Origin of the sequence: Lysinibacillus sp. Bpr_S20 (genome assembly GCF_023337835.1) — a bacterium.
Classification (GTDB): domain Bacteria; phylum Bacillota; class Bacilli; order Bacillales_A; family Planococcaceae; genus Lysinibacillus.
On sequence record NZ_JALNLQ010000002.1, the window covers coordinates 63,579 to 78,732 of the forward strand.

Annotated in this window: 11 protein-coding genes; 9 read left to right on the forward strand and 2 right to left on the reverse strand. The window is 38.5% G+C overall.

The window, feature by feature from the left end; genetic code table 11:
• Nucleotides 1-77: 77 nt before the first annotated feature.
• From MWJ95_RS04935 to MWJ95_RS04945, 3 genes are read left to right on the forward strand one after another with little or no spacing between them, the layout of a single operon-like run.
• Nucleotides 78-872 carry a PhzF family phenazine biosynthesis protein gene (locus MWJ95_RS04935; RefSeq protein WP_249104605.1) on the forward strand — a complete coding sequence of 265 codons (795 nt, stop codon included), beginning with the start codon at nucleotides 78-80 and terminating at the stop codon, nucleotides 870-872.
• Nucleotides 873-922: 50 nt separating this feature from the next.
• Nucleotides 923-1,717: a carbon-nitrogen family hydrolase gene (locus MWJ95_RS04940; protein WP_249075236.1), complete on the forward strand. Its 795-nt coding sequence runs from the start codon at nucleotides 923-925 to the stop codon at nucleotides 1,715-1,717.
• Between the two features lie 49 nt (nucleotides 1,718-1,766).
• Complete coding sequence (locus tag MWJ95_RS04945) at nucleotides 1,767-2,021, forward strand: hypothetical protein (RefSeq protein WP_249104607.1); 255 nt, start codon at nucleotides 1,767-1,769, stop codon at nucleotides 2,019-2,021.
• Here the strand turns inward: MWJ95_RS04945 and MWJ95_RS04950 are convergent.
• Nucleotides 1,993-3,561, reverse strand: a complete 1,569-nt coding sequence (locus tag MWJ95_RS04950; protein ID WP_249075234.1) for a PucR family transcriptional regulator — start codon at nucleotides 3,559-3,561, stop codon at nucleotides 1,993-1,995. The genes MWJ95_RS04945 and MWJ95_RS04950 overlap by 29 nt on opposite strands.
• A gap of 225 nt (nucleotides 3,562-3,786) precedes the next feature.
• Between MWJ95_RS04950 and MWJ95_RS04955 the strand changes: the two genes are divergently transcribed.
• Genes MWJ95_RS04955 through MWJ95_RS04965 form a run of 3 tightly spaced genes read left to right on the forward strand, consistent with a single transcriptional unit; the run spans nucleotide 3,787 to nucleotide 8,132 of the window.
• Complete coding sequence (locus MWJ95_RS04955; RefSeq protein WP_249104609.1) at nucleotides 3,787-5,196, forward strand: amino acid permease; 1,410 nt, start codon at nucleotides 3,787-3,789, stop codon at nucleotides 5,194-5,196.
• Between the two features lie 23 nt (nucleotides 5,197-5,219).
• On the forward strand, nucleotides 5,220-6,749 hold the full coding sequence (locus tag MWJ95_RS04960; RefSeq protein ID WP_249104610.1) for a CoA-acylating methylmalonate-semialdehyde dehydrogenase: 1,530 nt from the start codon (nucleotides 5,220-5,222) through the stop codon (nucleotides 6,747-6,749).
• 24 nt (nucleotides 6,750-6,773) lie between these two features.
• The gene (locus tag MWJ95_RS04965; RefSeq protein WP_249075232.1) at nucleotides 6,774-8,132 is read left to right on the forward strand and encodes an aspartate aminotransferase family protein; all 1,359 of its coding nucleotides are present in this window, start codon (nucleotides 6,774-6,776) and stop codon (nucleotides 8,130-8,132) included.
• A gap of 402 nt (nucleotides 8,133-8,534) precedes the next feature.
• Here MWJ95_RS04965 and MWJ95_RS04970 read toward each other — a convergent pair whose 3' ends face one another.
• Nucleotides 8,535-9,704, reverse strand: coding sequence for an FtsW/RodA/SpoVE family cell cycle protein (locus tag MWJ95_RS04970; RefSeq protein WP_249104612.1), 1,170 nt, complete (start codon nucleotides 9,702-9,704; stop codon nucleotides 8,535-8,537).
• Between the two features lie 382 nt (nucleotides 9,705-10,086).
• Between MWJ95_RS04970 and MWJ95_RS04975 the strand changes: the two genes are divergently transcribed.
• From MWJ95_RS04975 to MWJ95_RS04985, 3 genes are all read left to right on the forward strand, one after another.
• The gene (locus tag MWJ95_RS04975) at nucleotides 10,087-11,757 is read left to right on the forward strand and encodes a methyl-accepting chemotaxis protein (protein ID WP_249104615.1); all 1,671 of its coding nucleotides are present in this window, start codon (nucleotides 10,087-10,089) and stop codon (nucleotides 11,755-11,757) included.
• A 352-nt stretch (nucleotides 11,758-12,109) separates the two neighbouring features.
• Nucleotides 12,110-13,063, forward strand: coding sequence for an L-threonine 3-dehydrogenase (locus MWJ95_RS04980; RefSeq protein ID WP_249075229.1), 954 nt, complete (start codon nucleotides 12,110-12,112; stop codon nucleotides 13,061-13,063).
• A gap of 451 nt (nucleotides 13,064-13,514) precedes the next feature.
• Nucleotides 13,515-15,140, forward strand: a complete 1,626-nt coding sequence (locus tag MWJ95_RS04985) for a long-chain fatty acid--CoA ligase (RefSeq protein ID WP_249104924.1) — start codon at nucleotides 13,515-13,517, stop codon at nucleotides 15,138-15,140.
• Nucleotides 15,141-15,154 lie beyond the last annotated feature (14 nt).

A 15,154-nucleotide genomic window follows, 5' to 3' on the forward strand; every position in this document is an offset into this window, starting at 1 on the left:
TATTAAAGATATGATGCACATAATATTACTTTTTTTAGTAATTGTCTAGAGCCTAATAGTATATGAGGTGAGGAAAATTGAACAAAGTCTCGTATTTTATCGTCAATGCTTTTACTACAGAGCTTTACAAGGGAAATCCCGCGGCAGTCTGTTTACTAGATTCAGCAATACCTGATTCAACCATGCAGAAAATGGCTCAGGAGATCCCCGTACCAACAACAGCTTTTGTTCAAAAGAAGGATAATGATTTCTCTCTTAGATGGTTTACGCCAGCGAAGGAAATACCGATTTGTGGACATGGAACAATCGCTAGCGCTTTTTTGCTCTGGAAACTAGGAATTGTACCCGTGGATTCTCCAATTATATTCCAGACTGTAAGTGGCCCTTTGCAAGCAAATTGGTTGAATGAACTAGTTGAGATAACAATTCAAAAGTATCGATTAGAAGAGATTGAATGTCCTTTGGAGCTTGAGGAATGGCTTGGTGTGAAACCAATATATGTGGGGAAAACAGAGTTGGATTATATAGTGGAGCTGCGTCACGAAGAGGATATTGCAGATTTTAAAGCTGATTTTGATGCGATGAAACAGTTCCCTGTGCGTGGTGTTTGTATAACGAGTTGTTCTAAGAATGAAGGGATTGATATTGTCTCAAGATTTTTTTCTCCAGCACAAGGCATTGATGAAGACCATGTAAATGGTTCCACTCATGGTGCGTTAGGACCGTACTGGTGTGAAAAATTATCAAAAGAAAGCATCGTGAGCAAACAGCTTTCAAAACGCGGTGGTGTATTGTACGTTACACCCAAAATAAAAGATGTTGCAATTGCGGGTTCGGCGATTCAAGTATTAAGTGGTGAAATATTCATCTAAAATCGTTGTAGTATAAAATATAAAAAGTACTGTCTTGAGGAGGCATAACAATGAAAATAGGTTGTATCCAATTAAACGTAGGCTTTGGCAAAGTAGAAGAAAATTTTGCTCGTGCAGAGGACAAAATTCGTGAAGCGGCAAAACAAGGTGCAGAAATTATTGTGCTACCGGAAATGTGGAATTCAGGCTATGCACTTGAAAGATTATCTGAGCTTGCAGATGTGGATGGAGAGCGTTCGAAAGCATTTTTATCAGCTTTGGCAAAAGAGCTTAGCGTACATATTGTTGGTGGCTCTGTTTCAACGAAGAAGGGCGATAAATTTTACAACACAATGTATACGTTTGATAAGAATGGCGAGTTAGTAGGTGAATATAGCAAGGCACATCTTTTCCGCTTAATGGACGAGCATTTATATTTAGAAGCTGGGGATGAAATGAATCGCTTTGCCCTAGGAGATATTGAGGCTGCAGGCGTAATTTGCTATGATATCCGCTTCCCGGAATGGCTACGCGCTCACGCCTTAGAGGGTGCAAAAGTATTATTTGTACCGGCACAATGGCCGACACCACGTATCGATCATTGGAAAACGTTGCTGCAAGCACGTGCCATTGAAAATCAATGCTTCGTCATCGCTGTTAATCGAATTTCTAGAAAGGTAGAAAACTTCAATGGTCAATCAATGATTATTCAACCGTGGGGCGAAGTACTTTGGGTTGGCGCAGAGGACGAAGAAGTAGCTGTCATCGACGTGGACTTTTCGATTGTCGATGAAGTACGCGGCCGAATTCCTGTTTATGACGACCGCAGACCTGGATTATACAACGGAGTAGTTACTGAAAAATAAAATCTGGTAGCACGCTCAAGAAACAAAGTAATCTTGAGTGTGCTAACCGATGAATATCGCCGCTAAACTGATGAATATCGCCGCTAAACTGATGAATATCGCCGCTAAACCGATGAATATCGCCGCTAAACCGATGAATATCGCCGCTAAACTGATGAATATCGCCGCTAAACCGATGAATATCGCCGCTAAACTGATGAATATCGCTGATAAATCGATGAACAACGCTGATAAACCTGCGAACATCGCCGGTAACCCAATCAACAACTATAAAATTAGTTTTTTTCCTCAATTAAAGAATTAGCAAGCAACATAAATTCAAGTGTAATGCGATTATGGCCCTTCATAAAATTTTCCCCTAGGAGACTTTCAAGCTTTTTTAAACGATGGTAGAGTGTTTGGCGTACGATGAACAGTTGGTTGGCTGTTTGTTGTTTGGAGCCATTCGTTTGCAAGTATACCTGCAGCGTTTCTAATAGCTTACTATTATACTTTTTGTCGTATTCAATAACGGGCTGCAAATAATCTTGAATTACTTCCTGTAGGTTTACTTGCATCTGTAATTTATAGATGAGGTGATATAAATGTAAATCATCGTAAAAATAAGATGTTGTTTGTACTTTACTGCAAATATACAATGTTTCGAGTGCCGTTTGATAGCTCTTTGGGATTTCTTCTACATCTGCCACAACTTTGCCAATTGCGACTTGATAACCTTGGACCATTTGCTTCTTATAAAAATCGGTTTTTTGAAGGGAAGAAACTAATGTATTTAATAATTCGCGACTCGATTTACTATCCTTCGTATGGAGTAAAATAAAAATGACATAGCTTTTTCTTTCGAATAAAAATGGAATAAATCCATTTTGCTCGAAAAGGTTTCGATAGTAGAGCTTACTATAGACAATATCTTCTTGCACTTTAGAGACGGCATTAGGAGTGGCTAAAATAAAAACGGCACTGCTAGAAAGTTTATAGTTAGAATGATGCGTGACGATAAATTTATAAATTTCCTCTTTTGATAGTTTTTGATCGATCCAATCCGCTAAAATGGAGGCATCCTCAATGTCCCTTTTCTCTTCAATATAAAATTCTCTCATTAACAGCTGTGCTAGCGCAGTCGCTGTACGGTCTAAAATAAGTAATTCGAACTCTGAGAATAGACCATCCTCTCTATAAAGCGTTAAATCTGCGTAAAGCTGGTCAAAAATAAAGATTGGTTCATTTTTAAATACAGGTGCTGATTTTTTCACCGTTAAAAGTTGTTGGCGCTTATTATGCGGCATATTCGGGAACAAGATAGGCTCGCGACCTTTAATTGAAAAGATAATTTGTGTCTTTAATTCACTATACATATTTTGTAAAATGTCTTCTGCGTTTTGCCCGAGTAGAGCATTTTTATTTAATGTTTGAGAGTAAGATTCTAAAGTAGAGATCATTAAATATTGCTGATTCATAATTTGACTATGTAAATCCTGTGTAATGCGGACAAAAGGAACAGTATCGTGAAAAACGATAATAGGGAAGTTGTGACGGTTAGCAAGAGCTACAATTACTTCGGGGATATTCCGGATGTAGCTGCCGTATTCAATGCACAATGCGGCGCAATTTTTATTGATTAAGGATTCTACAAAAAAGATAAAATCCTCTATGCGTTGTTGAAGGGTAATCCCTGTTGTTAAAACTAATTCATCACCAGCTAAAAAATTATCTACTTGTATATTTTCAATGACATGGGCCCACTTAACAATTCGTAATAATCCATCTTCACCAGCTACGACCTCGGCACTTTGAAAGTATGTGTTTTCTAATACATCCTTTACTTGAAGCTTAAATTGACTCATTTTATCCTCCTTCCTTTTAACATAGATCGTTATTCGGTTTTCTTTATTACGTGTGATTTTTGCTTAAATAAACGTGAATATCGTTTCTTGAGAATGTTTAGTCTATTTTACATTATGTTTAAAACAAATGTATAGAATTTTACAGTTTGTCTATACCTTCGTTTCTGTATAACATGTAAAATTTTTGTAAACGTTAATCCAATCTAATAAAAGAGGTGGATGTGTATGGAGCAACAGACGCAATTACAGAGAGGGTTAAAGAAAAGGCATATGACGATGATCGCTATTGCCGGGGTTATCGGAGCCGGTCTTTTTATGGGGAGTGGCTCCGTGATTAACTTAGCAGGACCTGGCGCAATTTTATCTTATATCTTTGCAGGTATTATCGTTATTCTTGTCATGCGAATGCTTGGAGAAATGGCAGCTGTCAATCCAACAAGTGGGTCTTTTGCGCATTATGCACATGAAGCAATTGGTCCGTGGGCTGGCTTTATGATTGGTTGGTTATATTGGTTTTTCTGGGTTGTTGCGATTGCTTTAGAGGCAACGGCAGCTGCTGCGATTATTCAATATTGGTATGATGGGATTCCGTTATGGCTACTAAGTCTTTTACTAACAGTTGCACTTACTTTAACAAATGTCCTTTCCGTAAAAGCTTTTGGTGAATTTGAATATTGGTTCTCTCTTATTAAGGTTGCAAGTATTATAGCGTTTCTGGCACTTGGTGCATTTATTATCTTTGGGATCGCGCCTAATTTTGATGCGGTGGGTACTTCCAATTTAATCGGCGAGGGAGGCTTTTTACCGAATGGTTTCGGCTCTGTCTTGATGGGAGTAGTCATTGTTATTTTCTCCTTTATGGGCACAGAGATTGTTGCGATTGCGGCAGGGGAATCTGACGAACCGTTAGCAGCAGTGACAAAAGCTACTAATTCAATTACTTGGCGTATTTTGATCTTCTACGTTGGGTCGATCACAGTAGTTGTCACATTATTACCTTGGCATTCCTCTGATATTTTAACAAGTCCCTATGTAGCAGTGTTGGATTACATCGGCATTCCGGCAGCTGCGCAAATCATGAATTTTGTTGTCTTAACGGCGGTTTTATCGTGCTTAAACTCCGCGCTTTATGCGACATCGAGAATGGTATTTTCTTTAGCGGAAAAGGGGGAGGCCCCAAAAGCATTTTTGAAATTAAATAAAAAAGGTGCACCTGTTAATGCCATAATAACGGCGACATTCTTCTCTTATATCGCCGTTATTATGAACTATGTTTCTCCAGATAAAGTATTTATGTTTTTACTTAGTTCATGTAGTGCAATTACGCTGATTCTTTACTTAATCATTGCTTTTTCACAATTAAAAATGCGCCGGAAATTTGAGAAAGAAAACCCGGAGCTATTAAAAGTGAAAATGTGGTTGTTCCCGTATTTAACGTATTTCACAATACTGGCTACAACAGCATTACTAATCGCTATGTTCTTTATTGAATCGATGCGTTCACAAATTTTATTTACATGTGTAGTAGTGACAGTCGTGATGATTTTCTATTTAGTTACACAAAAGAAAAAGGCGTCAGACCCAGTAGATGAAGCGAGTTCTATTTTCCAAAAGGAAGAATTAGATTTTGAATAACATAATTGAGGAGTGGGGAAATTATGACAGTTCAGCAAAAAGTGAAAACGCTATCACATTTTATCAATGGTGTTGAAACAGCAGGTACTAGTGGTCGTTACTCGGAAGTTTTTAATCCAACAACAGGAGAAGTTATTGCACAAGTTCCATTTGCGACTAGTGATGAGGTAAAACAGGCTATCCAGCTAGCGAAGGCAGCCTTCCCATCATGGAAAAAGACATCGATTGGTAAACGGGTCGAAGTATTGCATCGTTTCCGTCAGTTATTAGTAGAAAGACAGGATGAGCTCATTGAACTCATTTGTGAGGAAAGTGGGAAAACGAAGGAAGATGCTAAAGGCGAAATTGTTCGTGGTATTGAATCTGTAGATATGGCAATAAGTGCCCCGCAAATGCTGAAGGGGGAGTACTCGGTTAATGTAGGTGGCAATATTAATGCCTTTTCTGCAAAAGCCCCACTTGGAGTTGTTGCAACAATTGCTCCATTTAATTTCCCTGTTATGGTGCCACTGGCGATTACAAGTATGGCAGTTGCGGTAGGGAATGCCGTTATTTTAAAGCCGTCTGAGCGTGTGCCAATTTCGGCATTATATATAAGTAAGTTATGGAAAGAAGCAGGACTGCCAGATGGGATTTGGACAGTCATTAATGGTGATAAAGAGGCGGTTAATGAACTACTAGAAAATAAAGAGATTCAGGCAATTTCATTTGTTGGATCGACGCCTGTTGCAGAGTACATTTATCAAACAGGAACAAAGCACAATAAGCGTGTTGCTGCATTTGGTGGCGGGAAGAACTTTATGATTGTTATGCCAGATGCAAATCTAGAGCAAACAGCAAATGCCTTTTTAGGTGCAGCATATGGAGCGGCGTCACAGCGTTGTATGGCCATTTCAGGAGCAATCGTCGTTGGGAAAGATACTGAACAACGCTTTACAGAGATATTAAAGGAGAAAATCTTGCAATTAAAGGTTGGCCCATATACAGATGTTGAGGTAGACTTTGGCCCAGTTATTACACAGCAATCAAAAGATACCATTCTTCGATATATCGATGGTGCTATCGAGGAGGGAGCTAATCTTGTAACGGACGGTCGAAATCCGAAAATATGCGAAACGTCTAACGGCTTTTACCTTGGTCCGACATTGTTGAATAATGTAACGCCACAGATGACTATTTTTAAAGAGGAGGTTTTTGGTCCTGCACGGATCGTTGTAGGCGTTGAAACTTTACAAGAAGCGATTGATTTGGTTAATGATCACGAACTTGGGAATGGTGTCACGATGTTTACGAGTAGCGGATCGGCAGCGCGTAAATTCCAAGAAGAAATTGAAGTAGGTATGGTAGGCGTTAATGTCCCGATTCCGATTCCGGTTGGCTATCACAACTTTGGCGGATGGAAGCGTTCTAAGTTTGGCGAAGGGCACATGTTTGGACCTGACCAAGCACGTTTCTTTACGAAAGCAAAAACAATTTCTGAACGCTGGCCAGATGAAACAGAGGATACGACAAGTTCATTCGCGTTCCCAAGCAATAACGATGTGAATAAGTGAAACTAACTAAAGGGGTGTATAGATATGGTTCAAGTAAATCTTAAAAATGATATTTTAAAGAAAGATGAACAATATGTATGGCATTCAATGAAACCTTACAATCCACAAGCAACCTATGTAGTAGAAAAATCAAACGGTGCAAGGATTGTTGATACAGATGGCGTTGAATATATCGATGCTATGGCAGGATTATGGTGTGTAAATGTAGGCTATGGACGTAAGGAATTAGCAGATGTTGCACACGAGCAGATGATGAAAAACGCCTATGCGCCTTTATCACAGGGGCATTTACCAGCGGTTGAACTTGCTGAAAAGATTAATGAAATGCTTGGTGGAGATTATGTTATTTTCTTCTCTAATAGTGGTTCAGAGGCGAATGAAACTGCGTTTAAAATTGCACGTCAGTATCATCAACAAAAAGGAGAAAGCTCTCGCTATAAAATAGTTTCTCGCTATCGTGCCTATCATGGCAATTCTTTTGGAGCATTGGCTGCGACAGGGCAAGCGGAACGAAAATATAAATATGAACCATTAGCACCTGGCTTTGTACATGTAGCACCACCTGATCAATATCGAGAACATGAAAGTGAAACACTAGCTCCGACAGATTTAGCAAGCGTAAAGGCTGTCGATAAGACGATGACATGGGAGCTAAGTGAAACAATAGCCGCAATGATTTTAGAGCCAATTATTACAGGTGGGGGCGTTATTATGCCGCCGGAGAACTATTTAAAGGGCATTGAAGAAGTATGTAAAAAACATGGGGCTTTAATGATTGTAGACGAAGTTATTTGTGGCTTCGGTCGAACAGGTAAGCCATTTGGATTTATGAACTACGGTGTGAAACCAGATATTATTACGATGGCAAAAGGGATTACAAGTGCCTATTTACCATTATCAGCTACAGCGGTTAAACGGGAAATTTATGAGGCATTCACTGGGTCTGATGCATACGGTTATTTCCGTCACGTCAATACATTTGGAGGATCACCAGTCGCATGTGCGGTCGCATTAAAAAATATTGAGATTCTCCAACAAGAAGCATTGTTTGAAAGATCTACTGAGGTTGGAGCAACTACCCTTCAAGCACTTCAGAAAGCATTGGGCACTCACCCGAATGTTGGGGATGTTCGAGGCAAAGGTTTATTAATAGGCATCGAGTTAGTGACAGATAAAACATCGAAGGAGCCTTTACCAGTAGATAAAGTAAATGCTGTTATTGCTGCATGTAAGGAGCAGGGGGTTATTATAGGTAAAAATGGAGCAACTGTTGCAGGCTTTAATAACGTATTAACGTTATCTCCGCCACTAAATATTGTACAAGAGGATCTCGATACAATATTAAAAGTTGTCATTGATAATATCCGTAAAGTGGAGCTTTAATTAGTGTATAAAATATAAAAGTTAAGCTGTCTCAAAAGTTGTAGTAAAACTTTTGAGACAGCTTTTTTAGTGTTTTATAGCATAAGAAAGGCTAAGCGTAATATGAGTATGAATAAAACTCCTCCTGTTAGAGCAAGTAATAATCAATTTCGCCTTGGCGTAATTGTAGCTGTCGCTTTGCTTTCGCTACAGATAAACAATGCGTCTGGATTTTGAATTGTGCCTGCACATTTCATTCCTTTCAAAATCCGTGACATCCGCCGGAGGCATTATCTTCATTCAGTAGGTGTTAGACGTTCGCTAAAAAGGAATCATATCAGTGTTCATCTAATCACCTTCAAAGGTATGAGTCTTCTACTGAATGAAGATAAAATTCTCTTTTTTAAAGTATCACAATTCACCTTACTCTTTTGTTGTTTTAAACATGTAGCCACTATATGATTTGTAAATAATCATCACAATGCCTATTAACATGAAATTTGATATGAGTGAACTTCCGCCATAGCTTAAAAATGGCAATGTCATACCAGTTACAGGTAAAAGGCCAATTGTCATACCGATATTCTGTGTAATTTGGAAGGCTAATAAACTAGAAATCCCTGCTCCCATCAGCGTCATAAATGGATCCTTTGCTTCTACTGTAATGAGAACAATACGGTAAATGACAAAAAATAAAAGCGTAATGACAAATGCACCTCCGATGAATCCGATCTCTTCAGCAATGTTTGCAAAAATGAAATCTGTATGCTTTTCCACGACATATACATCATTTTTCATGTAACCTTTTCCAGTAAACTGTCCTGTACCAATTGCCGAAAATCCCTGCCTTGTTTGAAAAGATGAGTCTGGATATTCATGAGGTTGCAACCAGCCATAAATTCGAGAAATTTGATGTCCTGATAATTTATTTAAAATTTTATCTGTAAAAAAATCATTGAATTTTACATAAAGAATAACCACAACGCTAAGAATTGATACTGGGATAGCTGTAAAGATGATCAGTAATTTTTTTTGCATACCTGAAAAGAAAAGCATTGGTACAATCATCGACATATAAATCATTACCATGCCCGTATCAGGCTGCTTATAAACAGCAAGCATAGGCGGAAGAGTGAGAGCAGCAATTATGAAGAGGAGTCGCATATCGGTTAAAAAGGTAGGGCGCTCATATTTTTCTCGATGGGCAACAATGACCTTACTAACAACGATTAGAAGCGCGAACTTTAAAAACTCTGAAGGCTGGAATGATCCTAACACTGGAACTTGGTACCAACGCTTCGCTTCATTTACAGTTCTGGCTATACTCTCGGGTGCAATAAACAAGCCAAATGTTAACAAGACCATCGCCCAATAAAATGGCCAGCCAATCTTTTTTAGTTGCTCAATATCAAGCGTAGCTACTCCATACATAACTAAAAATCCGATTAGGTAATAAATAAACTGCTTTTTAATAAACGAGCTTGTATACTGCTCAAATACCGTACTACTGGAATGAACAAAGAGACAACTAATGATACCGAGCAATGTCAAGCTAATGACTAAACCTTTATCTAATTTATTGATTTGTAACACGCAAACACCTCTCTTTTGATCAATGAAAACATTCGTAGCTGCCGCTACATTAACACTTTGTTGAATGAAGATAAACCATACTATTAATAGACAACGATAGAAAATGCGGAAGGTTGCGAGTTAAATGATTATTGTGATTATTGTAGGGTTTAAATCGATTTTACTATTTTGTTCATTTACCATCTAAGTCTCTACGTGTGTGTTTGTAGGATTTTTAATATGACATTTGATCGATTCGTTTGTGGGAGTAAAGTATTGGGAGGTTGCTCGCGAATGCTGAGGATAAGATCTACTTTTCGTGCAATCTTTACAAAAACATAACACTAGCTTTATATCTTCATACTATTATTATTGGTAAGAGTTGGAGAAGGAGCCGAGGGAGATGCATTTTTTTCGATACATAATGGTGAAGGACAAATTACTTATATTGATGTTTGTTTGTGTACTATCGAATATTTTGTTAGGTATTTTTAGTATTGATTATTTACGAAAAATGTCATGGCATGCAAGTGAAAGCTATTCAGAAGGACTTGTACCGATTGGATGGTTAAATGAACTTGAAGAATCACAACGACAAGTAGATTATTTAGTGGATTCAGCTGGAGCTTATCAAGAAATGACGGTCATTTTAAAAAATGCTGAGCAGCCTTTAGATCATTTAGATAGTCTAGAAATCGATAAAAAAATGACCCATCAGTTGAATAAATTTAAGGCATTATTAGCACAGCAGGTAGCATTGATCGATAACTATAAGCAATTGGGTCAAAATGAACAACGACAATTTTATGTTCAGTCTTATTTGCCTGTAAGTAAACAAAGTCATTCATTATTAGAAGAAACGCAAAGCTATTTAGTTCAGAGGGCTAAGGAACAGCAACAAGCCTACCAGAAAGATGTGCAATTTGGTTATTGGTTATTAGGCGGAGTATGTTTATTTGTTGTTTTATTAGTAATCTGTATAGGGCTCATCGCCACAAAAGCTGTGAATATACCAACTCGTCAATTGAAATCATTATTAAAGCGTGCAGAGCAAGGGGATTTCACAGCGAATGCTAGCTATGTGGCGCAGGATGAGCTTGGCGAGGTAGTATTGTCTTACAATCAAATGGTAACAGAGGTGAAAAGACTCCTTCATACAGTATCAAATAGTGCACATGAGGTTGAAGAAATGACCGGGAAACTGCACGAATCGTCCGAACAGTCGTCTAATACGACGCACAAAATTGCAAAGGATGTAAAGTCTATTTCTCATTCAACGGCTGCTTCTACGGAAAAATTAGCTTCCAATACAGCATCTCTAGAGGAAGTGCTAAATGGTGTGCAAGTAATATTGGAAAAAGTACAGGTAGTAGAAAATTTTGCTCATAAAACGGCACGTAATGCAGAAAGTGGTACGGAAATTGTACAGGCAAATTTAACACAAATACAGGCTATAAAGCGTGCAGTTGAAAAATCGAATACAGCTATTTTTAATCTTGTAGAAAGAGCAGCTACGATCGATCAAATGGTCGAAGAGATTGAAAAAATTACCGCTCAAACAAACCTCCTAGCCTTAAATGCATCTATTGAGGCTGCAAGAGCAGGGGAGCATGGTAAAGGTTTTGCGGTTGTGGCCAATGAAGTTCGCAAGCTTGCGGAGCAAACTGTTCATGCAACGCAAACGATCACGTCCATTGTACAAAACATTCATTTAGATTCTAGCTATGCTGTGCAGATGATGGAGGGGGTGTTAGTGGCAACAGAAAAGGGTGTGCAAGTTACAGGGGATACGGCAACAAGCTTTGATCAAATTTTAGAAAAAGTACATACAATGAAGCCATATATAATGGAAGTATCAGCAACCGTTCAAGAAATTGCCGACCATACGAAAAAGGTTAGTGAAGATGCGTTGATGCTAACAGCATTTTCTGATACGAATGCGGCATCAACTAAACATGTAGCTGTTCTAACAGCCGATCAATTAACTGCTCAGCAGCAATTCCATGATTATATTAAAGAACTACATAAAGTATCAAAAGTTTTACAAATAGCCGTAAACCGTTTCTCCATTTAATTTTATGTTGTCCTAAAGTCAGGGACCTTTCTTTGTTTACAAAGAAGGTTCTTTTTTTTGACAAGTAGGTGAGCGTTTCATGTTATAGAACAAGAGAAATAAATAAATAGATGTATTCTTGGGATGTACATATGTATTTTGTTTATTTTATAAGCACAATATTTCGGAGGCCCCATATACTGATGATAAAGGATTTTTTATTCTGTTTTTAAAAATTGAAAATATTATGGTTGTATTTTTAATGTGAACAAATTATAATGATATTCATCGGAAGTGTTAGTAAATCAATGTTTGTTTATATATTATTGTACTTTCTGAAAGTACAATTGTTCACAGGTGGAGGTTTGGAGAAATGAAAAAGATAATGGTTACAGGAGCACTAGGTCAAATAGGTTCTGAGCTTGTAGAAAAACTTCGTAGTATTTATGGAGAGGACAATGTATTAGCGACGGATATTCGGAAGCTTGAGCATTCTAAGGGTCCATTTGCAGTGTTGGATGTGACAGATGGACAAAGAATGCATGATCTGGCGAAGGATTTTGGTGCAGATACAATGATGCATTTAGCGGCGTTATTATCAGCAACAGCGGAAAGAAATCCGTTACTGGCGTGGAATTTAAATATGGGTGGCTTAATGAATGCGTTAGAGGTTTCGCGTGAGTTAAACTTACAATTTTTCACACCAAGCTCAATAGGCGCGTTCGGCCCATCGACACCGAAGGATAATACGCCACAGGATACATTACAGCGACCAACAACAATGTATGGGGTAAATAAAGTTGCGGGTGAGCTATTATGCGATTATTATTTCGACCGTTTTGGTGTAGATACTCGTGGTGTGCGCTTCCCAGGGTTAATTTCCTACGTAACTCCTCCGGGGGGTGGTACGACAGATTATGCAGTAGAAATCTTTTATGAGGCGATCAAACAAGGTAAATATACTTCCTATATCCAAGAAGGTACGTACATGGACATGATGTACATGCCAGATGCATTGCAGGCTATTGTAGATGTAATGGAAGCCGATAGTAACAAACTAATACATCGCAACGCCTTTAATATCACTGCAATGAGCTTTGAGCCATCTGAAATTGCAGCGGAAATTAAAAAGCATGTACCACATTTCCGTATGGATTATCATGTAGATCCAGTACGTCAAGCGATAGCAGATAGCTGGCCAAATTCTTTAAATATAGAAGCAGCGCAAAAAGAATGGGGCTTTAAAGCACAGTATGATTTAGCAAAAATGACAGTTGATATGCTAGAAAAATTAAAAATCAAGCTACAAACAAAAGCTTGTTCATAAATAAATATTCCCAACAATCGGACGAAGAATTTAGTGTTCTTCGTCTTTTTTTATTTTGTAGGGTAATCAAGATTAGGATGACATTTGTTAAACGTATCTATGTAAAAGGTTGATTGGAGTGGAGATAGGGCAACTCCTCGGGGATCAGCGATAGGGAACAAAGGCTAAGAGCATCACATCCTATGATAACGCCTTACAAATGTTTTATCTGTGCGAAAGCGAAGCGTCAGCAACAAAGCGCTCAGTCGGAACGGAAATCACCCCCAGTTATGCGAATAAGTTATTTTAGAAAAAGTTAACAATAAAAAGAAAAATACTGGAATATATAGCTTAATTTGCGATTTTAAAATATAATCGTATTCAGAATATTAATAGTATTCTATTAAAATACTATTAATATTTCACAAAGGTAAAAAAGGGAGTTCACAAGAAGAGGGGATGGATGATTTTTATGATGCAAACGCCGTTAGTATTAACAAGCTTTTTTAAACGGGCAGAAACCTATTTTGCGAGAAAGACGATCATTTCTCGGACAAGCCCACAAAAGATTCATCGTTTAACCTATGGGGAATGGGCGAAAAGGACACGTCGCTTAGCAGATGGGCTTACAAAACTAGGGATGACAAGAGGGACGAAGATCGGCTCCTTTGCCTGGAATCAGCATCGCCACTTAGAAGCTTATTTTGCAGTACCGTGTTCTGGCGCTGTTTTGCACATGGTGAATATTCGTTTATCAGAAGAGCATTTAACTTATATTATTAATCATGCAGAAGATGAGATTTTAATGATTGATGTGGATATGCTACCAGTTATTGAAAACATTGCGTCGGAGCTTAAGACAGTGAAACATTATATTATTATGACGGATGAGGATACTTTGCCAGAAACGACATTACCGAATGCCTTATCCTATGAGGATTTATTAGCAGCAGCAGATGAAAACTTTGAATTCCCAGAGGATATAGGGGAAGAAGAACCTGCTGGCATGTGCTATACGAGTGCTACAACGGGAAATCCTAAAGGGGTTGTTTATTCACATCGAGGTTTAGTACTACATAGTATGATGCTGAGTATGTCTGATTCAATGGGCATTTCTGAGCGTGATGTTGTGATGCCAATTGTACCGATGTTTCATGCAAATGCATGGGGTTTACCATTTGCTAGTGTCAATGTAGGTGCTACACAAGTTTTACCTGGCCCGCAATTCACATCGGCAATCATTTTGGATTTAGTGGAGCAGGAGAAAGTTACATTAACTGCTGGAGTGCCGACAATTTGGATGGGAGCGTTACAGGAACAGGAGAAGCGTGAGCGAGATATAAGTTCGCTACGAGCTATTTGTTGTGGTGGCTCTGCTTCACCTACTCGACTTATTCGTACATTTGAAGAGCAGTATGGTATTCCGTATATCGTCGTGTACGGAATGACTGAAACAACGCCGATAGTAGCGCTATCAAATTATATGTCTTGGATGGAAGAATGGCCAATTGAAAAGCGTATTGAATCGCGAGCAATGCAAGGAATGACAATGGCCGGTATTGAATCGAGTATTATAAATGACAATGGAGAAGTGCCATGGGATGGTGAGACCATGGGAGAGTTACGCTTGCGGGGTCCGTGGATTTCACACGAATATTATCGTGATGAACGTACAACTGATGCGTATCGAGATGGTTGGTTATATACAGGAGACATTGCGGTACGTACAGAGGATGGCTTTATCAAAATAATGGATCGTACAAAGGATTTAATTAAATCGGGTGGGGAGTGGATATCCTCCGTTGATTTAGAAAATGCGTTAATGACACATGATGCGGTTTTGGAAGCGGCAGTTATTGCAATTCCACATGTCAAATGGCAAGAACGCCCGCTAGCTTGCGTAGTGTTGAAGGAAGGAATGTCAGTAAGTGGAGAGGAGCTTCTTGCATTTTTAGGAAGTCAATTTGCAAAATGGTGGGTACCGGATGATGTAGTATTTTTAGATGAAATTCCAAAAACATCAGTTGGGAAGTTTTTGAAAGCTAAGCTTCGAGATAATGTAGCAGAAATTTATCCGAAATTAGCTTCATTCGTATAGTTAAAAGAGCGATT